This is a genomic window from Salinispira sp., assembly GCF_059431795.1.
Genome location: NZ_JBXWXS010000024.1, coordinates 30,170 through 52,642, shown reverse-complemented (window position 1 = coordinate 52,642; position 22,473 = coordinate 30,170). Strand labels below are relative to the sequence as shown.

Annotated in this window: 20 protein-coding genes; 13 read left to right on the top strand and 7 right to left on the bottom strand. The window is 49.4% G+C overall.

Annotated features, from left to right (window positions below; all coding sequences use genetic code 11):
* Positions 1 to 132: 132 nt before the first annotated feature.
* From AC52PS_RS08485 to AC52PS_RS08475, 3 genes are all read left to right on the top strand, one after another.
* Positions 133 to 1,527 (top strand): dihydrolipoyl dehydrogenase family protein, encoded by a 1,395-nt coding sequence (locus AC52PS_RS08485; RefSeq protein ID WP_495562625.1) that lies wholly within the window; start codon positions 133 to 135, stop codon positions 1,525 to 1,527.
* A gap of 2 nt (positions 1,528 to 1,529) precedes the next feature.
* Positions 1,530 to 1,973, top strand: a complete 444-nt coding sequence (locus AC52PS_RS08480) for a MarR family winged helix-turn-helix transcriptional regulator (RefSeq protein WP_495562624.1) — start codon at positions 1,530 to 1,532, stop codon at positions 1,971 to 1,973.
* Positions 1,974 to 2,054: 81 nt separating this feature from the next.
* Positions 2,055 to 2,516 carry a DUF1499 domain-containing protein gene (locus AC52PS_RS08475; protein WP_495562623.1) on the top strand — a complete coding sequence of 154 codons (462 nt, stop codon included), beginning with the start codon at positions 2,055 to 2,057 and terminating at the stop codon, positions 2,514 to 2,516.
* Here the strand turns inward: AC52PS_RS08475 and AC52PS_RS08470 are convergent.
* The gene (locus AC52PS_RS08470) at positions 2,507 to 3,421 is read right to left on the bottom strand and encodes a LysR substrate-binding domain-containing protein (RefSeq protein ID WP_495562622.1); all 915 of its coding nucleotides are present in this window, start codon (positions 3,419 to 3,421) and stop codon (positions 2,507 to 2,509) included. The genes AC52PS_RS08475 and AC52PS_RS08470 overlap by 10 nt on opposite strands.
* 110 nt (positions 3,422 to 3,531) lie before the next feature.
* Here AC52PS_RS08470 and ahpC point away from each other — a divergent pair, with 110 nt between their 5' ends.
* Both ahpC and ahpF read left to right on the top strand, forming a co-directional pair.
* Positions 3,532 to 4,098 carry an alkyl hydroperoxide reductase subunit C gene (ahpC, locus tag AC52PS_RS08465; protein ID WP_495562621.1) on the top strand — a complete coding sequence of 189 codons (567 nt, stop codon included), beginning with the start codon at positions 3,532 to 3,534 and terminating at the stop codon, positions 4,096 to 4,098.
* Positions 4,099 to 4,177: 79 nt separating this feature from the next.
* On the top strand, positions 4,178 to 5,746 hold the full coding sequence (gene ahpF / locus AC52PS_RS08460; protein WP_495562620.1) for an alkyl hydroperoxide reductase subunit F: 1,569 nt from the start codon (positions 4,178 to 4,180) through the stop codon (positions 5,744 to 5,746).
* Between the two features lie 134 nt (positions 5,747 to 5,880).
* On the opposite strand, the gene AC52PS_RS08455 is transcribed toward ahpF, so the two are convergent.
* Positions 5,881 to 7,143 carry a hypothetical protein gene (locus tag AC52PS_RS08455; protein WP_495562619.1) on the bottom strand — a complete coding sequence of 421 codons (1,263 nt, stop codon included), beginning with the start codon at positions 7,141 to 7,143 and terminating at the stop codon, positions 5,881 to 5,883.
* Between the two features lie 95 nt (positions 7,144 to 7,238).
* On the opposite strand from AC52PS_RS08455, the gene AC52PS_RS08450 reads away from it, so the two are divergent.
* Entirely contained in the window at positions 7,239 to 7,973 is a 735-nt protein-coding gene (locus AC52PS_RS08450) for a class I SAM-dependent methyltransferase (protein WP_495562618.1), read from the top strand.
* A 20-nt stretch (positions 7,974 to 7,993) separates the two neighbouring features.
* Here AC52PS_RS08450 and AC52PS_RS08445 read toward each other — a convergent pair whose 3' ends face one another.
* The 3 genes from AC52PS_RS08445 to AC52PS_RS08435 all read right to left on the bottom strand — a co-directional run bounded on the left by AC52PS_RS08445 (position 7,994) and on the right by AC52PS_RS08435 (position 10,502).
* On the bottom strand, positions 7,994 to 8,470 hold the full coding sequence (locus AC52PS_RS08445; RefSeq protein ID WP_495562617.1) for a GNAT family N-acetyltransferase: 477 nt from the start codon (positions 8,468 to 8,470) through the stop codon (positions 7,994 to 7,996).
* Positions 8,471 to 8,608: 138 nt separating this feature from the next.
* Positions 8,609 to 9,367 carry a hypothetical protein gene (locus AC52PS_RS08440; RefSeq protein ID WP_495562616.1) on the bottom strand — a complete coding sequence of 253 codons (759 nt, stop codon included), beginning with the start codon at positions 9,365 to 9,367 and terminating at the stop codon, positions 8,609 to 8,611.
* A gap of 379 nt (positions 9,368 to 9,746) precedes the next feature.
* Positions 9,747 to 10,502, bottom strand: coding sequence for a response regulator transcription factor (locus AC52PS_RS08435; protein WP_495562615.1), 756 nt, complete (start codon positions 10,500 to 10,502; stop codon positions 9,747 to 9,749).
* A gap of 367 nt (positions 10,503 to 10,869) precedes the next feature.
* Here AC52PS_RS08435 and AC52PS_RS08430 point away from each other — a divergent pair, with 367 nt between their 5' ends.
* Both AC52PS_RS08430 and AC52PS_RS08425 read left to right on the top strand, forming a co-directional pair.
* Positions 10,870 to 11,733 (top strand): aldo/keto reductase, encoded by an 864-nt coding sequence (locus AC52PS_RS08430; protein WP_495562614.1) that lies wholly within the window; start codon positions 10,870 to 10,872, stop codon positions 11,731 to 11,733.
* Positions 11,734 to 11,811: 78 nt separating this feature from the next.
* Positions 11,812 to 13,827: a HAMP domain-containing protein gene (locus AC52PS_RS08425; RefSeq protein WP_495562613.1), complete on the top strand. Its 2,016-nt coding sequence runs from the start codon at positions 11,812 to 11,814 to the stop codon at positions 13,825 to 13,827.
* 36 nt (positions 13,828 to 13,863) lie between these two features.
* Here AC52PS_RS08425 and AC52PS_RS08420 read toward each other — a convergent pair whose 3' ends face one another.
* Complete coding sequence (locus AC52PS_RS08420; RefSeq protein ID WP_495562612.1) at positions 13,864 to 14,412, bottom strand: YbaN family protein; 549 nt, start codon at positions 14,410 to 14,412, stop codon at positions 13,864 to 13,866.
* A gap of 263 nt (positions 14,413 to 14,675) precedes the next feature.
* Here AC52PS_RS08420 and AC52PS_RS08415 point away from each other — a divergent pair, with 263 nt between their 5' ends.
* The 5 genes from AC52PS_RS08415 (at position 14,676) to AC52PS_RS08395 (ending at position 21,668) form a co-directional block, all read left to right on the top strand.
* Entirely contained in the window at positions 14,676 to 16,076 is a 1,401-nt protein-coding gene (locus AC52PS_RS08415) for a M23 family metallopeptidase (RefSeq protein ID WP_495562611.1), read from the top strand.
* A gap of 164 nt (positions 16,077 to 16,240) precedes the next feature.
* Positions 16,241 to 18,712, top strand: a complete 2,472-nt coding sequence (locus AC52PS_RS08410; protein WP_495562610.1) for a glycoside hydrolase family 3 C-terminal domain-containing protein — start codon at positions 16,241 to 16,243, stop codon at positions 18,710 to 18,712.
* Between the two features lie 241 nt (positions 18,713 to 18,953).
* On the top strand, positions 18,954 to 20,318 hold the full coding sequence (locus tag AC52PS_RS08405) for a diguanylate cyclase domain-containing protein (RefSeq protein WP_495562609.1): 1,365 nt from the start codon (positions 18,954 to 18,956) through the stop codon (positions 20,316 to 20,318).
* A gap of 13 nt (positions 20,319 to 20,331) precedes the next feature.
* On the top strand, positions 20,332 to 21,024 hold the full coding sequence (locus AC52PS_RS08400; protein ID WP_495562608.1) for a hypothetical protein: 693 nt from the start codon (positions 20,332 to 20,334) through the stop codon (positions 21,022 to 21,024).
* Between the two features lie 161 nt (positions 21,025 to 21,185).
* The gene (locus AC52PS_RS08395; RefSeq protein ID WP_495562607.1) at positions 21,186 to 21,668 is read left to right on the top strand and encodes a GNAT family N-acetyltransferase; all 483 of its coding nucleotides are present in this window, start codon (positions 21,186 to 21,188) and stop codon (positions 21,666 to 21,668) included.
* 46 nt (positions 21,669 to 21,714) lie between these two features.
* On the opposite strand, the gene uppS is transcribed toward AC52PS_RS08395, so the two are convergent.
* Complete coding sequence (uppS, locus tag AC52PS_RS08390) at positions 21,715 to 22,419, bottom strand: polyprenyl diphosphate synthase (RefSeq protein WP_495562606.1); 705 nt, start codon at positions 22,417 to 22,419, stop codon at positions 21,715 to 21,717.
* Positions 22,420 to 22,473 lie beyond the last annotated feature (54 nt).

The window sequence follows — 22,473 nt, the reverse complement described above, 5'->3', positions numbered from 1 at the left end:
TGAACCATTTAGGCCGGTGATGATGTTGGAAGATATACGAAGTACTAGACAGGCGAAGAGCGCATAGCTCGCGCCTGATTCAATACATGAACGGGAGAACGTCTCCCGATTGACTTTTTATAGGAGTAGGTTATGACACATACCGATGTTCTGGTAATCGGCGCAGGTTCGGGCGGTATTACCGCAGCGGTAACAGCAGCGGGTTTTGGAAAAAAAGTCCTCTTAGCGGATAAACATCTGCCCGGAGGTGAATGTACCTGGTCAGGTTGTGTTCCCAGTAAGGCGCTCATTCACCAGGCGCAGATCAGCCATGTGACAGCCACACAGGTGCCGGATTTTACACCTGATACCCGAAGGGCCATGGAGCATGTACACCAGGTGCGAAAATCGGTGTACTCCCACGAAAGCCCCGAAGCATTGGCCAAAATGAATATTGAATTTCTCCAGGGTCAAGTCCGCTTCATTGACAAAACAACAGTTGAAATAGGCGATTCCCGCATCAGTGCTTCTAAAATTATTATTGCCAGCGGTTCCTCCGCTTTCATCCCTCCGATTACCGGGCTTGCAGATATGCCCTACCTCACCAATGAAAACCTGTTTGAACTGGAAGAGCTCCCCCAATCCATGATTGTCCTTGGCGGCGGTCCCATCGGTATCGAACTTGCTCAGGCTTTGAACCGTCTGAGCGTACGGGTGGAGCTGGTGGAAATGGCCGAGCGGATACTCCCCCGGGAGGAGGCAGAAATGTCCGATCCCCTGAGAAGCGTTCTTGAGAACGAAGGTGTGAATGTACATACATCAACCCGCGCAGTGAGTGTGGAACAGACCGATGGCCGCGTTTCCCTTCTATGCAAAAGCAGCGACGGGAAAGAAGTCCATCTTGAAGCAGAACGCATTCTGGTTGCCGTTGGAAGGGCCGCCAACGTGAAGGATTTAAACCTGGAGGGGGCGGGAGTCAAATATTCCCCCAAAGGCATTTCTGTGAACCGGAAAATGCAGACCAGTCAAAAGAATATTTACGCGGTGGGAGATGTTGCGGGTCCCTGGCTGTTCTCTCACATGGCAAACACCCAGGGGATTCAGGCTGTGCAAAACGCAATTCTTCCCTTTACACGGAAGGTAAGCAATGAAACACCCGTCTGGGTAACCTACACCGAGCCCGAACTGGCCAGGGCAGGAATGAGCGAGGATGAAGCACGGGCGGCTCACGGGGATTCGGTGAGGGTGTATCATTTCGATATGAACGATCTTGATCGCACCAGAACCTCCGGCGGGAGCGTGGAAAGGGTAAAACTAGTACTCAACCGTAAAGGTAAAGTTTTGGGAGCAAGTATTCTTGCCCAAAGGGCGGGAGAAATGATCGGTGAAATCCAGGTTATCAGAAAACTCAGGATCAACTTTGGAAAGCTTGCAGGAATTGTGCATCCGTATCCCAGCTATTCCGAGGTATTCCAGAAAATCGGAAAGAAGGTGCTTGTGGATAATCTGCTCAATAATCCGATTGTTAAATTTTTCCGAGGTAAATGAAAATGCGTGATGAACTGAAGCTGGAAAATCAGCTCTGCTTCAAAGTACACCGTCTTTCCCGCGTATTTATAAAACTCCACCAACCGATTCTTGAGCGACTGGACGTAACATACCCCCAGTACCTGGTGTTGCTGGTTCTCTGGGAGGATGAGGTAATTGATTATCAGGAACTTGCAAACCGTTTAGAACTGAAAACCGGTACCCTTACACCGATTATTCAAAGACTGGAAAAGCGAAACCTTGCCAGCCGCAGAAAAAACCCCCGGGACTTACGCCGGACGGAAGTGTTTCTCCTTGAGAAAGGGGCGGCCATGGGACACAATCTCGATAGCAACTTTGATCACATTACCGAATATCTATCCGAATTAAATACGGAAAGACTTCGGAGCTTTTCCACTCAGGTGGATGAAATATCGGAAGAATTCATGGCCTTGGGCGTATATTAGGGGAATGAGAGAAACCGGGAGCGTACAAATATGAAGACTGACAGCAGACAGCGGGGCCGGAAACCAAACAGGAGAATCGTTATGATCATACTTTACGTAATTGCAGCACTCATCGCGGTGGGAGCCGTCCAAATGGCAGTTCAGAATAATTGGGTTCCAACGAATATCGGCGTTCATGACGGTCAACTTTCGCCCATGCCCAAGTCACCCAATGCGGTAGCCAGCTACACCCAGGTCAGCGAAAAAAAGGTGGAACCTCTTCCGATATATCAGTCGGCCGGGGAAACCATGAAGCTGCTGAAACAAGTGGTAGAGGAACAGGGCGGGAAAATCATCACCCAAGAAGATCAATACCTTCATGCCGTCTACACCAGTGATACCATGAAATTTAAGGATGATGTGGAATTCCTTATCCGGGAAGATACGAATATCGTAGATTTTCGCAGCGCTTCCAGGGTGGGGCAATCGGATATGGGAGTAAACCGAAAACGATACGATTCGATCCGGGCCAGATATCTTGAGCTCAGCGGCAATCAAGAATAATGAAGTGCTCTCAAGGACATCCTGTCCAGGCAAAAGCTGCTGATTAACCCGCTCAACTCGTTCAGCAGGGTGAGTCGGGGGTGGGTACGGCGATACAGCAAGGCAATATCCCTCCCGAAATCCGCATCTCCCACAGGGATATAGGAAATCCCTTCCTCTGGATTCACCGGTACAGCCAGCTGGGGAATTAAGGTGATACCGGTCCCCATGCGTACCATTTGACGCAGTGTTTCTATACCGGTTGCCCGGTACTTCTCCCGCTCCCGGGCACCATAGCGAAGACACAAATCCAGAGCCTGATCACGGAAACAGTGTCCGTCGCTGAGAAGAAGCATCTCCTGCCCCTGTAAATCTTTCACATTAACTTCCCTTCTATTTTTCCAGGGATGGTCGGAAGGAACCGCAACCACGAATTGTTCACGGAAAATGGGCACAACCCGATTCCGGGCCTCATCCTGGGGGAGCGCAAGAAATGCACAGTCCAGCTCACCGCTGGAAAGCTTTGACTGCAACTCAGCGCTCTGCTCCTCTAACAGATAGATCTCAAGCTCAGGATATGTATCGCTGATTATTCCGGCGATCCGGGGGAACAGCCAGGGTCCTAGGGTGGGGAAAATACCGATTTTCAGAGTGCCTGAATAGGGGTCTCTGGCCGTCCTGGCCTTCTCTTCAAGCGCATCCACTCCCTTGAGAATATGTTCCGCCACCTCCAAGGCTTCACTGCCGAAATCAGTGAGGAGTACCGAACGGGTGTTTCGTTCAAAAAGCGGATGTCCCAGTTCTTCTTCCAGTTTTTTAATTTGACCGCTCAGTGTGGGCTGGCTTACATTGCAGCGCTCCGCTGCCGCCCTGAACTGACCCAGTTCTGCCACTGCCCGAAAGTATTCCAGGTCCCGTATATTCAAACTGCACCTCTATAATTCGTTAATACCTATCAATCATATAAAAACAAACGATTTTACACCAAAGTAGCATCTATGAGATAAGGAATCAACAAACAATCAAGGAGCGTCTTATGACTACGATTATCAATAGCAAGCTGCCGGAATTTCAGGTGCAGGCATTTCATCAGGGGGAAGTAAAGACCATTTCCCATAACAATCTCAAAGGCAAGTGGTCTGTATTTTTCTTTTATCCCGCAGACTTTTCCTTTGTCTGCCCAACCGAATTGGGAGATATGGCGGACATGTACCCCGAGTTCCAGGAGATGGGAGTAGAAATATACTCTGTGAGCACCGACACTCACTTTGTACATAAGGCATGGCACGATACATCAGATACCATCGCCAAGATTCAATACCCCATGCTCGCCGACCCCACCGGTGCCCTCTCCCGCGCATTCGGCGTCTACATTGAAGAAGAAGGCATGGCATACCGGGGAACCTTCCTTGTCAGTCCCGAGGGAGACATAAAGCTGGCCGAAATCAACGACAACGGAATCGGACGGAACGCCGACGAATTAAAGCGGAAGGTTCAGGCGGCACAGTTTATCGCCGCCCATCCGGACGAAGTATGCCCATCCAAGTGGGAACCCGGCGGAGAAACCCTTGAACCCGGACTGGAATTGGTAGGTAAAATTTAAGTCAGCCAATACGTCAACCGACATCTGTCCTTCCGGTGCCATGCCGGGAGGGCATGTACTGCAATAAAGGAATATAATCATGCTTAGCTCAAAAATTCAGGAACAACTTCGAGAAGCATTTTCCGATCTAAACGGCCGCATTGAGCTGGTCTATGCCCATTCGGAACACTCAAAACAGACAGAACTGGTAACCATGCTGGAAGATGTGGCTGAACTCTCGAATAACATTGAAGCCCGGAAAGAGACCTCTCCCGACCAGGTGCCTTCATTTTCTATTATCCATAATGAAGAAGATACCGGAATCCGTTTCACCGGAGTGCCCGGCGGGCATGAGTTCACCTCGCTTATTCTTGCCATCCTTCACAGCGACGGCAAAGGGAAACTCCCCGACCCGGCCATTCTTCGGCGTATTGCTTCGGTTAAGGGACCGGCAAAGCTCCGGACCTTTGTCTCTCTTTCCTGCACCAATTGTCCCGATGTGGTTCAGGCCCTGAACCTGGCTGCAGTCAATAACCCGGGCATTGAGCATCGTACAATTGTGGGCGATTTCGCCCAGGACGAGATTGAGCGCCTGGGCGTTCAGGGGGTGCCGGCAGTATTTCATGGAGATACACTGATTCATTCAGGACGCTCAAGTATTACCGAACTGATCCCTGTTCTGGAAAACGAATTCGGTACGGACGAAACTCTAAAATCCGAACCAATTGAGATTCCTCCGGTGGATGTGGCGGTTATCGGCGGCGGACCGGCGGGTTGTGCAGCAGCCATCTACTCAGGGCGAAAAGGCTTGAAAACCGCCATTATCGCATCCAGGATAGGCGGCCAGGTGAATGATACAGCGGATATTTCAAATTTTATTTCCGTATCTGAAACTACCGGAGGCAAGCTCAGCCAGGACCTTCGAGAACACAGCAGCGAGTATGATATTCAAATATTTGAAGGCAGAACCATCCGTGAAGTGGAACCGGCCGGAACCGACAATAATAGATCACACCGCATAATCAGCGACAGCGGTGAGCTGTTCAGTGCCTCCCAGGTGATCATCGCAAGCGGAGCCTCATGGAGAAAACTGGGAATACCAGGAGAAGATGAATACATAGGCCGGGGGGTGGCTTTCTGCCCCCATTGCGACGGACCGTTTTTTGCAGGCAGGGATGTGGCGGTTATCGGCGGCGGGAACTCGGGTGTTGAAGCGGCAATCGACTTGGCTGGTACATGCAAAAGCATCACATTAATTGAATTTCTGGATGACCTGAAAGCGGATTCGGTGCTGACAGAAAAGGTAAACAGCCTGGACAATGTAGAAATCATAACATCCGCCCGCACCACCGAAATTCTCGGAGATGGCAAGGGGGTAACCGGCATAACCCTAGAAAACCGTCATAGCGGTGAAATAACACAGCATGAGCTTCACGGCGTATTTGTTCAGATTGGTTTACTGCCCAACAGCGGGGAATATAAAGATCATCTTGAAATGAACCGGTACGGAGAAATTGAAGTGGACAGCCACGGACGCACCAGTGTTCAGGGCATGTACGCCGCCGGTGATGTTACCACCAGCCCCTATAAGCAGATTGTCATAGCAATGGGTGACGGAGCCAAAGCCGCCCTCACCGCCTTCGATGACAGGATCCGAGGCGGAGTATAGAGGTAAAAACGGGCTGCACCATCATCTCTGCAGCCCGTTTTCGTATAGAAGCCGCTTCTACATCAAATAAAAAAGTATGTAGCTCCAGCTGCCTGCCCTGGTAAGCTCCCGGATTTTGCATCTTTTTTGCCACCTCAGGCTTGGGAATTCTCCTGGCAGAAATCTTCATAGATACTCTTTAGATGCTCCGGATTCGTTTTGAATATTTCAAAATATCTCGCGCTGTATTGTCGGTAGAACCTGGAGAATCGCTGCCTACTGGCACACTCTCCATGGAGCTGAAGCAAGGGGTAATAAAATCCATGATACCAGCCATGAGTAATCTCCTGAATATAGGGAGCTCTACCGAATTTCTTTTCCAGATGTTTGGCGTAATCAATAAACACCTGATGATGAAGATATCTGATGAATCCCCTGGTAATTTCAGGTATTTCAAACTCAGGAATGAGCTCATCAATTTGGGAGAATCGACGAAACCGCATATACAAAGATTCAACGGGTTCAAAGCGCTGCCTTACCCCAGAGGAAAGTTTCCGCATCCACTCCCTCCCTTGACGCCCCCGTGCTGCATGCTCACTGAAGCGGCTGTATGCGTCCTTCAGCCAAATGGAATCGGGATCGGGAAAGGAATTCCAGAATCTGATAAACTCAACGAAAATATCAGTGACCCCAGACTCGGGAAAGAGATATGCCAATGAATGGGAGCGAATATAATTCGCCGCGTCCTCATACAGATTCCGCGTCCAGCTTTCCAAAAGCTCACCATTGCTTTCAGGATTTCTGGCATGCTTTCGCATAAACCAGGTCCGGTTTTTCACAAAAATTTCATCTTCCAGCAACTTCCATGTTGAAGCCTTTTTCACATCAAAATAGTTGTGGGGAAGAATTTCAAATACCGCCGTCCGTTCATGAAATGCCAGTTTCTCATTAAATACCTCTGCCTGGCTGTTCCGGTAATCATCTGGCAGATTCAGGGCAACTGGAACCTTCCGTATCTCCCCGCTGATGTAGCGTTGCTCTATCGATTTTGCTACAGAAACCCGATGATGTCCGTCCCGTATGAAATATTTACCCCCGAACAGGATGAGTGAAAGGGGAGGAGGGGCTTTGCTTTGAAGCATATACACGTACACGGATTTCCAGCGGGGAAACATCCATTGATACCGGGGAGAAAAATCAAACAGAAAGTCGGAACTTCTATCTTCGCTGCCGATTATATCTGAAACCCTCACATCTTGAATTCCCTGGTACAGCTCGCCGCCGCTGCGACCCGGCCGAAGCAAAGGTGTCAACCCGGCAAGAAGTCTGTCTCTGCGGGGACTTCGCATCACCGCTCTTCTCTTGCCCTGCCGGTATGTCTTTCTGAATACATCCTCCGCTTCCAATTGAAGATTCATATGTTCTCCCTTAAATAAGCTGTAGAAACCCTGTTTTCTCGTGGTTTGTACCAGATGTTACAGCGGATATTTGCCAGATGGGCTACTCTAGGGTCATGACATTATACCAGCAGATTTCGAAAGCATACGATCACCTATTTCCCTCATCCCCGGAAAAGCTCAATTTCATTGCAGGTTTACTCCAGGATATTGATTCCGCCCGAATATTGGATATTGGCTGCGCCACAGGTGAGATGCTATTTCAACTAGAGCGGAAGGGGCTTTCCGCCGGCATCGGTATTGATTTGGACGAACAGATGATCCACGAGGCTGAAAGAAAACGCAGGGAAGCAAACATCGCCAATATTGAATTCCGTGTTCTGGATATGATGCGAATCGACAGTGCCCGGGGAATCGAGGGAGTGGATCTCATGTGCTGCATGGGAAACACACTGGCATATGCGCCCCATATGGAACGGGTTCACAGCTTTCTGAGAAAGTGCAGCAATGTCCTTAACGCCGGCGGATCCCTGGTGATTCAGATCCTTAATTATGAAAATCCCCGAATCGGCCCCGGGTTCTCCTTCCCGGAACTGTCTGGCGGCGGATTACAACTTTGCAGATCCTATGAGCAGACCAGTGGGTATCAATACAAATTTCTTACCCGGATCACAGATCTCCAAACCGGAGCAACAGAGCATGACATTCATTATCACAGTCCATTCCTCAGTGAAGAAATCTGTGCAGCCGCAGGCCGGGAAGGATTTACAACTATTGAGCGAATCGGCTCATATTCCGGAAAAGATCCGGAACCTGACGACTTTTTTCATCTTATTATTTGCAGGAAGTAAAAGAAACGTACAATCACACGTTACAATTTCTTACTGTAACGTAATTCATGTGCATCCAGAACTTCCCGATACGTGCGGACACCATCGGAACTGTAGCCGTGCTTTTCATAGAAGCTGCGTGCTGGAGTATTCCCCTCCAGAACCCAGAGAAAGATCTGTGTGACCCCCTGGGATGCGGCGTATTCCTCAGCAAATTTCATGAGAGCTGCTCCGCAGCCTTCACGGTAAAATGCCGGATCTATATATATAGCCTTGATCTCCAGGAATTTTCCTTCTTCCACAGCCGCCATAAAACCCTTGATGATACCGTCATCGTACACCCATAGTGTTTCATCGCCTGAGGTTAAATTTTGCCGGTGCTTGTTCAGACTGGTCTGCACCTTCAACGTATTAAAAAGAATTTCATCCGATAGCATATGTCGGTAGGATATGCGCCAACTGAACACATGAATCTCGGAGATGCGTTCTGCATCCGAGACCTTTGCCTTGCGTACCATTATTCCTCCGTATTGCACCCGGCTCAACGGGAGATCATATTACTGGAAATGATTATCTCCATTGAGCCGAATATTCCCGACATATTATATCATTATTTGTTCAGACCTTGGATGATAATTCCATGAGCTTCCTTCGCCTTACAGCCGGCTGCGTTTCCAATCTTTCATCTCTTCCAAAACCTCGGTCCGCTCCATCTCGAGTACAGAAACAAAGTCGCTCCCAGGTTCCAGAAATCGGAGCACTGTATCCCATCCATAGGCAGACTCAAGATACTCAACCAATACGTATGCAATGGTGTACCCCCCAACTTCGGCAAATCGGATTGCATTACTGGTGGAAAACTCTTCCCCGGTAATATCCAGTCTGCTCCTCACTGCCTGATCTGAGGGAGTCTGCTCTGCAAGATAGAGGGCGAAGCCTTCCTTCAGCCAATAATCCATTGGTTGATTGTGTCTGTCGGTGAGTACATGGACGTACTCATGAACCGCCGCTTTTTCCACCGAAGCACGGGAATGTGCGGGCCCCGGATTATCTGAAGAGACGATCAATACGCTTTCCCGGGTATTCTTACCGATATACCAGTTGGGCAAAAAGATTCCTGCCAGTCCAATGGTCTTAACATGCAGGCGCTTAATACCAGGATACACAATCAGAGAGATATCATCCTGCAATTTGGTATCCAGCCTGGCAGTTACCGGAGCTGCGTGGGCTGCAATATTGGATGCAATCCGACGGGCGGAAGCCAAATCCGACGGCTGCACATATGTGGTTATTCCCGATAATTCGTACTTTTCCATAGCCGGCGTTTTCAGAGATATCATGGGAATGAAATTAATAACCACCAGAAAACCTAAGGTCAGAAAAATCCAACCTAACACATTGTTTTGCTTTTTCATGTCTTTCTCCTTGAGCTGTGCACCAAAGCTTGTGAAAAAACAAATCCCGGGAAATTTGATCCACATATGGTAGATCATTTGCTTTTCCCCACCACCGCTAGGGGCTATTTTAGTTTTCCGCGAAATTTCGTAATTTTTTACAAGCTTCCGTGCACTGTCTTTTGGCCACATAGTGGCTCCGATCCGAGGAAAAAACTATGCTACAACCGTATGATTTTTGCAGTGCAGGGAAAAACCGAGGTGTTCGGGTTGAATTCAGCCAGGATTTTCTTGATGGATGATTGTAGTGCATTCAATAACCGTATATCGAAAAAAATTCCTGCTGCTTGGACTAGAACGCGGGGGATTCCCGAATTTTTTTCAAGCTTCGATGCACCGGTTATTCACGTAAAAGACGTGATATCAACTCCACTCTACTTCTCACCCCCACTTTCTCAAAGATATGGGAAACATGGGTTCTGGCCGTGGTGTAGGATATGAATAGAGCGTCCCCGATTTCCCGGTTATTCATACCCTTGAGAACAAGTGTGAGAACCTCCTGCTCCCTGGGCGATAGGCGATAGCTTTGTGCAGCCCTGGACTTTTCGCCGATAATCCCCGGTATGCTTCCGATACGGCGTATATATTCCATGAGCAATTCGATCGATACGCCACTCCAGAGCACCAGCAGGACACTGTCCAGACTGAGTGAGAACCTGAACTCCAGAAGATATGCCCCCATGTAGGCCGCAAAGGAAAGGGGGGCAAAAATCATGGTAACAACGCCCAATCTCTGGAGCAGTATGCGCAGTCCTGAAGGGATTGGAATAGTGATTTTTCGCCGAAATATATAGCCGACCCAAAAAATGTATAAGGAAAGGAGAAACAGAGACAACACATAGGAGTACAGAGGATTTATCCGAAGGGGTGTAAATGCGGCAAAAACCCGAACCGTCTGCACAATAATAATCAATCCCGCGATGATTACATTTCTGAGCATGCTCCCGTCTTCAAGCAGCCCCAGGAGCACCGCAAGCGTAGCATACACAGTAAAAACCACCGCCAGCGCAATACCTGCCTGCAGCATCATTACCGATCTCACTGCCACTACATCTTCCGGAAGCATAGACACCACTATGAATCGGAATTGATTCATTGCAAGCAGGAGAAATATACAGCAGAGGAGCAGTGAGATTTTGGTAGGAGATCGTTTATGAATCAACCAGAGACTGAGTAATCCGGCTGAAGAAAAAAAAAGTAAAAGAACCTGCACGATTAATACAAGATTGGTCATGGTGTATACCCGAACTCCTGGTGAACAATACGTTCAGTTCTCCCGCTGCAGTATGTGCTATAGAATTCCCGGTGAAGACAGCCCATTATTAAAACCACAGAAAAAGATATCCGGGAAAAACATGGACAGGAATACACGGGGATTATAGGCTGGATTATATGGAACGTCCAGTTTCAAAGCTTTCCCTGTACAACAGGAACGCAATTACATGGACGCCAGGAGAACAGGTATGAGAAAAAGAGAGTATGGAAAAACGGGTATTCAGCTGTCTGTAATTGGTTTCGGCGGCATCCTGGTAATGAACGAAACCACACAGGATTCCAGCCTGGCGGTTTCGAAAGCCATCGATGCGGGAATCAACTATTTTGATGTAGCCCCAAACTATGGAAATGCCCAGGAGATGCTTGGACCTGCGCTGAAAGCATACCGTAACAATGTATTTCTTGCCTGTAAAACCCAGCTGAGAAATGGAGACCAGGCAGAAAAGGATCTTGAAACTTCCTTTGATCTACTAAAAACCGACTGGTTCGATCTGTACCAGCTTCATGCAGTAGCCACAAAAGAAGATGTGGATCAGATCCTTGCACCCGGCGGAGCACTGGAAACACTGGATAAGGCAAAAACAGCTGGAAAGCTCCGCCACCTGGGGTTTTCAGCCCACAGCGAGGAGGCTGCAATTGCCCTGCTTGACGCCTATGACTTCGACTCAATTTTATTTCCGGTTAACTGGGTCACCTGGTACGGGGGTGATTTCGGGAAGAAGGTTCTTCCCCTTGCCAGGGAGAAAAACGCCGCAATCCTCGCACTGAAAGCCTTGGCAAAACATTCGGTACCTGAGGGCCGACAAGGCCCCGTAGAAAAAGCATGGTATTGGCCGGTGGAATCTTATGAGGAAGCGCTCACCGGATTGCGGTTTACCCTGGGAATAGATGGGGTCACATCAGCTGTTAGCCCGGGTGATGCCAGACTGTTCGATTGGATTATCAGGGCTGAGAAAGAATTTAATCCGCTATCCCCCGAGGAAAAGGCGGAACTGGAAATGGAAGCAAAAAAACACAGCCTGATATTCGATGCCCATAATTCTCAATGGTAGACGCATAATAGAACAGTACCCCTGACCCGATTAGAATCATGGTTTGAAAGTACGAACTATTTCCAATATGATTAGATTATGAAGTCGGGTGTCAGAACTCCGCGGTTTTCCGGTCTGACAGCCAAGCTCTTTGTGGCGTTAACCGGCCTGCTACTATTATTGCTATTCCTCACTATTATCCTCGCACTTTCAGGATTTTCTCAAACGCGAATCACGTATGCCAGTAGGTTTTCCCGGGATCAGAGCGATATCTTCGTAGCTCAATTACGGAGGAACCTGAATAAGGAAATCATCCTTTCCCGCCGGCTTGCTGAATCCAGTCTTACCGAGGCATGGATTGAACAGCCTGATAATTCAGAAATCTCTCAGCTTTTCTTCCACGATCTGGAAAACATCAGACAGGAGAGCACCGGAAAAACTGTATTCATTGCACTGAAAGATTCCCGACAGATGTATATGAACGGACCCTCCATTGAATATACGGAAACCCATAAATATATTCTCAAAGAAGATAATCCCGCCGACAACTGGTTTTTTCGGACCATGATGGATGAAAGAAATTCATATGAATTGAACCCCGATACCAACCGGGTGTTCCCCGCGCGGAATATCTGGGTTAATTGGCAGGTAATAGTGAACAATCAAATGAAAGGGGTCGCAGGCACCACTTTTCCCCTGAACCAATTCGCTAAAGCCCTGATGGATTCGGGTGCCGAGGGTCATATTCCAGTCATAATTGATGACTCCTCAGCAATTATATTTCATCCCGACACAGAAATAATGAAAGCAAATACCGACCAGGAAATTTCGGACAAAAAGATTTTTGTTACAGATCTCATGACTTTTGAAGATAGTCTGGCTGCCAGTATGGAAATTGTAAAACGAAGTCCCGGAGAAACACGCATTCTCCACGGAATTGGAACTGATGGTGAGCGATACATTGCTGGACTGCAGTATATTCGCGATCTGGACTGGTTCTTTGCTTCAGTTGTGGAAATCGAGACGGTTCCCATAACCATGCAGGATACCATTCAACGAATAATTCTGGTCTTCACTATTTCTATCCTGATGTTCTTCCTGGCCATAGGATTTCTGATGAATCGAATGATTCTGCATCCCCTCCGCAGACTTCAAGCCGCCGCTTCAAAGGCAGCAGGGGGTGACTACAGCATGGACTTTTCCAGCTTCACCAATGATGAAATTGGACTGCTGGGAAACGCTTTCGCCCGCCTCCTGGAAAAAATCAGAGAGCACACCGGCACCCTCGAGTCCACAATCACAGAGCGAAGCAATCAGCTGAAGCTAACCCAGGAAAAGCTCCTGGAAAACCGGCAGGCCACAGCGGTTGGCAAGCTGATTATCAGCCTCTCCCATCGGCTGAACACCCCGCTGGGAAGCGCACTTACCTCCGCAGACAGTCTCCGCAGTTCGTTGCAGGAAATGAGCTCCCGGATGCAGATGAATCAGCTCAGCAGAAGTAGATTCGAAACACTGATTGAGAATGCTTCGGAAATGAACCAGATTGTTCTTTCCAACATGTACCGCCTGATCAGTATTATGGATGTATTGAAATCAGCCAGCCTCGATCTGAAACAATTGAAGGAAAGCGAAATTGATATCCGGCATCTGCTGAGCGAGGTTGTAGAGCATGTCCGGAACTCCATGCCTCCTGGAAAAGGCACCCTAAATCTCGAACAGAGCGATTCCCGGGTAATCAGATCATTCCGGCCGGCGCTGAAAGAAGTTTTTGAAACAATCCTGAAAGATGTGTTGCTGGAGGACAGTCCGGAGAGTGCCGCGATGCTTATCAACATCTCCCTGGAAACACCCTCAAACAGGTCGGAAATTCTGGTTCAAATAATAGATAACGGGAATCATTTCGGGGAGGAAGAACGAACAGAAATTCTTTCTCCCCAATCCCTCTCCGAGGTAAAGGGAATCACCCGGGAGGGCTTCCGCGTGCAATTGCACAAGGCCAACACCATAATACGGGCGGTGCTTCAGGGCAGCCTTGAAATAGAGAACAGGGAGAAAGGAGGTCGAATTTTCACCATTCATCTACCCATGGAGATCCAGGAACTGAATGAACCATAGCGAAACAGCTCCTGAGCTGTATCTTCAGCGGCATCTTTACGCAAGTTCTTTTCCCTCTGATCCGGGTTGCTCATCTTCCGTACACTCTGGCGGGTTCTCTATTGGACGCTCTGTCATCTTTTCTGGCAGATTATCAGACGTACCAACCAAATCATCCGGTTCAACAACATTCGGTTCAGCTGACCTCTGATTTTCCATGCCAAAAGGAACTTCCGGCCGGATGGTGGCAACATGAATACTCACCCCAACTCCAACCGCAGCAAGAAGGAGCAACACCCAGCTGCTATCTCTCATAATATAGCCGGATACACTCAAACCGAACCAGAGAAAGGCAATGGTTCCCAGCTTCCGGCGGAGACTTAAGCCCCGTTTCTCAGTATAAGCACGGATATACGGGCCGGTAATCCTGTTGCCGTTCAGCCAACGGTGAAGCCTCGGACTTGAATGAATGAAAAATCCGCTTGCCAGAATCAATGGTCCGGTGGTGGGAATAACCGGCAGGACGATACCTACCACTCCCACAACCGTAAATATTATGCCCAGTATCCGATACACCGCTTTCCGTAGTTGTACTGTATTTCTCACAAGATATTCTCCATAAATAGGATATTCTCCATACACATAGTGCTGTGCACCGAAGCTTGTAAAATGGTCCATTCCCGGAATTTTGATCCGTATATAGTGGAGCTTTTTTTATTATCCCACTATCAGCAGTGGTTATTAAAATCTTCCGCAAAAATACGGGGGGTTTTACAAGCTTCCGTGCACTATCTCCCTTATACCACCGGGGGTTGGACTTCATAGATTGAACATTGCTTTTTCCCACTCCCGGTAAGTATCTTTAAGATATGAACACTGCAAAAAAAAATCTGCTTTTTTCCATATTAATTTTTACCGGGATATTTTCCGCTGCCTGCAGAGGCAGTGAAGAAATCCCTGAGGTCTACAGCCCCGATGATTCCCATGGGGAATACATACGAGCACTCGAAGGTCTTAACCTATCGGGTACACCCATGGGTGAGGCATGGATCCGATTCAGCAAACCCTCTGAGAATCCTGTGCCCCTCACACTCCTTCCGGAACAGGAACTGCGGTACTTTGACCCCGGGGTACCGGACGCAGCGTTTTACCTTATTGAGGGAGTTCGCGGCCAACGGGTATCCATTTCGGTAGAAGCTCCGGATGATACCGGGTTCTTTCTGGATCTCTTCAGAATGCCCGAGGAGTTTATCCCGGGTGCCGGGCAATCGGGCAATTGGTCGGAGCAGGAGTTTACCCAAATTGCTTCCGGGAGCCCGGAAGCGGGAAATCTGCAGGGTGAGGCACTTACTGGAGAAGCATCAATTCAATTTGAGCCGCGATCCTCCAGGTTTTATCTTGTCAGGATTCAACCCAGACTCTTGGAAGGTGGGAGTTTCACGGTTACCTTCCAATCTTCTGCCAGTCTGTCATGGCCTGTGGAAAACTCCGATGTGGATGATGTGATCAGCGTATTCGGTGATGGCAGGGACGGAGGCAGGCGGGTTCATCATGGAATAGATATTTATGCTCCAAAAGGTACACCCCTGCTGACACCTTCGGATGTCCGGGTCCTGCGTGTGGGGGAGCGGGATCTGGGGGGTAAATCAGTCAGCTTGAGGGATGAACAGCGGGGACTGCTGTACTACTATGCCCATCTTGACCGCTATACGGAAATCTCTGCCGGGGACAAACTGAGTAAAGGAACTGAAATCGGTGGAACCGGAAATACCGGCAACGCATTGGGCGGCCCCTATCATTTGCATTTCGGAATATATGACAGCAGCTGGAGACAACCCTTGGATCCCTGGTATTTCCTGATCTCTCCGGATAACGCCACTCCCGGGTTGCCGGATCCGGATACTTTCCTTGATTTTCAACCCGGGGATCTGGTGGATATTTCAGAACCGCTGGAACTGTACCTGCAACCCTCCGGACGTTCGGCTCTTCGGCCATCACCATCAACACGGGATTATGAAGGTCAGGCCCTGGCACAACGGCAAACACCTTTTCAGTCCATTCCATGGTCCGGTGCTTTTACCGTAGGCCCGTTATTCGTTTCCACTCTGAATACGGAGAACCATTCCGGGATTCGATTTGCGGCTGTCAGAAGCAATGCACTGGGCTTCCGTTTTCCTGACGGCAGAATCGGCTGGCTTCCCTTGGAATCCCTGGACGGAAGGATATCCGCATCGGTTGCAGCACTCCAAAATGATCGCTCCGGTTCCTGAAAATAGCCCGGAATTATCCTGCCGGTTTCCTGGAAATAGTTTTCAGAAAGGTTATACAGAGAATAAATTATCGTGAAAAATTGACAGCTCCTCTTTTCAATAGGATGATGATTAATAAAGACCCGCGTTTTGCACGGGGATACCTATATCAACAGAGGCTATCAATGAAAGAAATTCAGGAAATTCGGGCATCTCTCAGCCTGAAAGAAAAGGCATCACTTTGTTCCGGCAAAGATTTCTGGCACTTAAAAAGCATTGTGGAAAAAAACGTCCCCGATATTATGGTTGCCGACGGTCCCCATGGATTACGCAAACAGATTGAGTCCTCCGCAGATCATATGGGAATCGGCGGTTCCGTGTCGGCCACCTGTTTTCCAACCGCCTCGGCCATGGCATCGAGCTGGGATGCAGAGCTTTTGAATGAAGTGGGAAGAGCGCTGGGTGAAGAATGCCGACAGGAACAGGTTGCGGTTTTGCTGGGACCCGGGGTCAACATAAAACGCTCCCCCCTCTGTGGCCGGAATTTCGAGTATTTCTCTGAAGACCCATATTTGGGAGGTAAATTGGCCGCATCGCTGATCCGCGGGGTTCAGTCTTTGGGGGTGGGCACATCTCTCAAGCATTTCGCAGCCAACAACCAGGAACGCAGGAGAATGATTATTGACGCGGTGGTGGATGAACGTGCACTCCGGGAGCTATATCTTGCGGGCTTTGAAACAGCCGTAAAAGAAGCACAGCCGAAAACGGTGATGTGCGCGTACAATAAGCTGAACGGAGCATTCTGCAGCGAGAACCCTTGGCTGCTTTCCCGAATCCTGAAGGAGGAATGGGGCTTCGAAGGGTTCGTGGTTACCGACTGGGGGGCGGTCAACAACAGGGTAGCCGGTCTGAAATCAGGCCTGGATCTGGAAATGCCCGCAAGCGGAGGGTATAACGATAACCTGATTGTAGAGGCAGTACAGAGCGGAGCGCTTCAGGAAGAGACCCTGGATGCTGCCGTTGACCGCATCCTGAAGGTGATTCTGGATACACACGGGGTTTTACAGGAAGAATTCACCTACAATGCTTCCTCCCACCACGAACTTGCACGGCGTACCGAAGCAGAATCCGCCGTGCTTCTAAAAAATGACAATCTGCTCCCCTTGGATGGGGAACAATTCAAACCAGGCAGCAGTTCCGGATCATCAGCAAAAGAACGTCCCAAGCTGGCACTCATCGGAACTTTCGCCAAAGCTCCCCGGTATCAGGGCAGCGGAAGCTCCCTGATTAACCCTTCGCAACTGGATAACGCGTATGATGCAATTGCAAGGGAACTCGGGGGTGATCAACAGCTGTTGTACGCAGCAGGATACGATCCCGCAAACGAAGAGCCGGATTCCAGGCTGATCAAGGAAGCGGTGGACGCAGCTGCGGCGGCGGATACCGTTATTGTATTTGCAGGCCTTCCTGAAATCTCGGAATCGGAAGGCTTCGATAGGGAACATCTGAGTATGCCCCGAAGCCACAATGATCTCATATCCGCCGTTGCTCAAGTAAATCCACAGACAGCAGTGGTTCTCTCAAACGGTGCACCGGTGCTCATGCCATGGCTTGATTCTACCCCCGCGGTACTGGAGAGCTATCTGGGAGGGCAGGCCTGGGGCTCAGCTGTTTCAGATATTATTTTCGGCCGGGTGAATCCTTCAGGAAAGCTGGCTGAGACCTTCCCCCAATCTTTGGAGGCTGTACCTTCCTCCGCCCAGTTTCCCGGGGGAGGGGCATCGGTCATTTACACCGACTCCATCTATGTTGGATACCGGTATTTTTCCACAACCGGCAAACGCGTACTGTTCCCATTTGGACACGGTTTGAGTTACACCCAATTCAGCTATGGCGGCATGAGCATCAGCGGTGTAGGAACCGAACGAAAGGTGGAGTGCCGCATTTCCAACAACGGTTCCAGAGCGGGGAAAGAGGTGATGCAGCTCTACGTTCATCCGGAGCAATCTTCCGTCTTCCGTCCCGAACAGGAGCTGAAGGGATTCGCTAAGGTTGCACTTGATCCCGGGGAAGAGAAAACCGTGGAATTCCGACTCAACCACAGATCCTTCGCCTATTGGGATCCGGGAGCAGGGGACTGGCTTGTGGAGTCCGGGAATTTTGAAATCCGGGTTGGCGCTTCTTCGGAAGAGATTAGACTTCGGGATACAATTCAAATTGACTCTGCCCAGCCCCCCTCCAACAAGGCTGCTGATTTCAAAGATGTGGTTCCTGAATACTTTTCGCCTTCACCCGGACTATTTTCGGACATTTCAGCCGAATCACCCTTCCGGAAGCTTCTAGGCCGTCCCATTCCCCCCTCCGACCCCGATCCCACAGCCGGCTTTACCCGGAATTCGACCCTGGAGGAAACTACGCGAACCTTCATCGGCAGAATTTTATTTAAGATTGCAATGAGAGAAGGAGAACGAATGATGAGTAAAGAGTCGGATGAAAAATCGATTGCCATGATGCAGGCGGTAATCCGGGAAATGCCTCTGAAAAATCTTGGCATGATGGGCGGAGATAAAATTACCATGCACACGGTGGACAGCCTGATTCTCATGCTGAACGGCAAGTTTCTTCGGGGTCTTGCCGGTCTACTGAGGGGAAAATAGACGCTGTAATCGGATTGCTCCGTCTTGCACAGGGCCAGGTGACCGGAGTCTGTTGTCTGCGTCTGGCATCTGTTTCCGGCGCCTGGCGCGTCCCGTCCGGTGTCCGGTGTCTGTTTCCGGTGTCTTTTTCCGGTGTCTGTTTCCGGTGTCTGTTTCCGGTGTCTGGCTTACAGCGTAATGTAACCCTGGTGCGTTGGACCCGCCCATTTAATCACCACCATGTATTACAATGGAAGCATCAATGATTAATGCATACAAAAGCGACAGAGTCCTGAAACGGCCTATCCTCTTTTCCGCAGCAGTTTCCCTCATACTGTTCTCCGTCTTTGCAGTGCTCATAAGCAGCCGTATTCAGCAGAACCTGGCAGCAGAGCGACTTGGGGAATATAACTCTGTTATCAACTTTCAATCGGAAATTGAAGAACTCCTTTTCACTAACGTGCAACGTCTGGAAGGTTTTCGGGCTTGGCTGGAACTCAATGAGGGTCCCGACTCCCCAAATACCCGGGAATTTCTTTCCCGACTACTCCAGGGACAGGAAGACAACATCCGAAGCGTCAGTGTGGTCGAAGACACCACAATAGTGTGGACATATCCCCGGGAGGGAAATGAGGATGCCATCGGCAGCAACCTCGCTATGGTACCGGGTCAGAGGGTTGGCGTATTATATGTAAAAGAAACTGGCAAAGCAGCCATTACCGAACCGGTGGATCTTCTACAAGGGGGAACGGGATTAATTGTCCGCATTCCTGTATCGGTGGATGGAAAATACTGGGGGCAGCTTGGAATTGTACTGGATGCCGGGGAAGTTTTCCGTCAGACAGACGCCAGAGCGGAAGAAATGGACATAGAGTATGCATTGTTTCTTAAGGAGAGTTTTCCGTCAGAGAGTTTTTACGGTGATGCGGCTATCATGAACCGGAACCCCCTGGTGGCAGAAATAGGAATATTGAATGCAAGTTGGACGCTGGCCCTCATGCCCGCTGACGGGTGGTCAAATGCAAGCCTGACATCCATCCTTTCCGGGTTCGGAGCCCTTCTCGTATCCCTGGGCTTCGGGTTTATTATGTACCTCCTACTATCAACACGGGTTCTACTCCGGGAACAGGCGATTTTCGATGCCCTGACCGGATTACACAGCAGAGGATATTTTCAATCCTACGCGTCCACCCTGATCGCCCGAGCCCACAGAGAGCACTCGGCATTCGCCCTGGTTCTCCTCGATGTGAATAACCTGAAACCGGTAAACGACAATTATGGACACAAGGCGGGAGATATGGTGCTCAGGAGCATCGGCTATCTGCTGAAAAAACATTGCAGATCTTCGGAAGCGGCATTCCGCATGGGAGGAGATGAATTCCTGCTTCTGCTCTCCGATATTTCTTCCCGGGAGGAATTGGATCCTGCTCTGGAACGCTTCAGAAATGAACTCCGATTCCCCTTGAATTTCAACGGTGATAAAGTAACTATCTGCGTAAGTATCGGGGCGGCTCTGTACCCCGTAGACGGAAAAACCATAGGCGATCTTATGGATGCAGCGGATACCCGAATGTACCGGGAAAAGCGGGAACGAAAGCAAGCCTCTGGCATTCACGAATCACAGTAGATATACTGAAACCATGAATTATTCACCGATCTTATCGCTCATCACCGCGGCTATAGAAGTGGCTGCAGCCCTCTACGGAATTCTCCGGATTAAGAAAAAGGATCCCGTACACTGGAGCATTATTGCGATTCTGTTTCTTCTTGCGGGGTATCAGATCCTTGAAGCTCTCAACTGCAGCCCCGGATTGAGCGGAATGTTTTCCAGGGCGGCATTTATTGATATCACATGGCTCCCCCCGTTGGGACTGGTATTTCTCGCCCTGGCAATACCCCGAAACTCAGCCAGGATCATAGCCGGTCTGTACGTTATTGCCGGTTTGGCATTTTCTATCTGGTATGCTTTTTTTGATACCTCGGTCATTCTATCCCATTGCGATACGGTAATCGCCGTGTATACCAACGCTGTGCCGGGAAGATGGTTCTATGCTATTTTTTATCAATCCGGTATTCTCCTGCTTATCATATCACCATTCTTTTACCGGAGAAAAATGCTGGAAGCCATAGGAACTCTAAGCATGAGAAGCATCCGCTATTTTCAGCTGGGAGTCCTGGGTTTCATGGTGCCGAGTCTCATAACTGCTGCAATCTTCACCAGTCTTCAGAGAGCCATGCCTTCGCTCATGTGTCATTACGCTTTAATTCTTGCAGGTTTTCTCTTTCTCATACTCAGGAACAGCGCATCTGCAACAGCTGATTTACGTCAATAGAACCGGATAACTGCCGTTTTTTCAACAAAGTGAGGTAATCAATGAACCGCGAACTTAACATCAGAGCATTTCATCCATCGGACATCCCCCATATCATGGAGATTTGTTTGAGAACGTCAGACAATGGGAGAGACGGCGGAGCTGAATTTCGGGACCCGTATATGGTAGGCCAAATTTATGCGCTGCCCTATCTCATTCATTCCAGCGGCATATGCTTTTCCGCCTGCATTAACCAGGAGCCGAAGGGATACATTCTCGGTACTGAAAACAGCAGAGAATTTTACAGCTGGATGGAAGACGAGTTTCTCCCACCACTGAGAGAACGGTATCCTGAGGACATGGACGCTCCATCCGAAAGTGAAAAGCACATCCTCTCCCGAATTCACAGCGACCGAAAAAGTGTTGAATTTGACCGTAAATTCCCCGCCCATCTGCATATTGACCTGCTGCCCCAGATTCAGGGTATGGGTGCGGGAAAAGAGCTCATAAACCGGTATCTTCAGGAGTTGTCGTCCAGAAATATTCCCGGCTGTTACCTGGTTGTATCCGAAGAAAACACCAGGGCCCTCCAGTTTTATCTGCATATAGGATTTGAGGAGCACAGCCGAATGCCCGGGGCAGTGAAGATGGTCCGGAAACTGTAAACCCGATAGGTAACCCTACCCGGCAGAGATTTCATCCCACAGGATATCAGCCGGTTCCGCCGAAACGACGTTGCCGGCCCGAATACCACTCCAGTATCCCTCTGAACTCCGCCCGGTGGAAATCCGGCCAGAATGTGGGAGAAAAATACAATTCGGCATAACTGGCTCTCCAGATCATGAAGTTGCTCAGCCGCTGCTCTCCACCGGTCCGTATTACCAGATCCAGATCCGGAAGCTCGGGCTGATCAAGATAGCGAGCGATGCGCCGCTCATTTAAGTCGATCACATTAACACCGTCGGATTGGGCCGACTGCACCGCTCTGAGAATTTCATCTCGTCCACCGTAATTAATGGCAAGATTGACCGTGAGTTTTCCGAAATTCTGTGTATCATCTTCCACATCGAATATCTCCTGGCGGATATCCTCCGGAAGCCTGCTCAGATCCCCGGAATGAAGCACCCGGATTTCATTTTCCCGGTAGAATCGGTACTCTTTTTTCAGGCTGCTCTTTATGAGCCCCATAAGCACGGCCACTTCATCTTCGGTACGCTTCCAGTTTTCTGTGGAGAAGGTGTAGAGACTCAGATACTTAACCCCGGCCTCCCGTGCCTGCTTCACGATGTTTTTAGCCGCAACAAGCCCTTCTTTGTGGCCGGCACTGCGATTAAGCCCGCGGTACTCTGCCCAGCGTCCATTGCCGTCCATTATTATCCCGATATGCCGGGGCACCCCCGCATGCTCAAAACTCATATTCACTCCTGTCCCGGGAGATTTCTCCATCGGGAATAGATCGTTCTGCTGTGA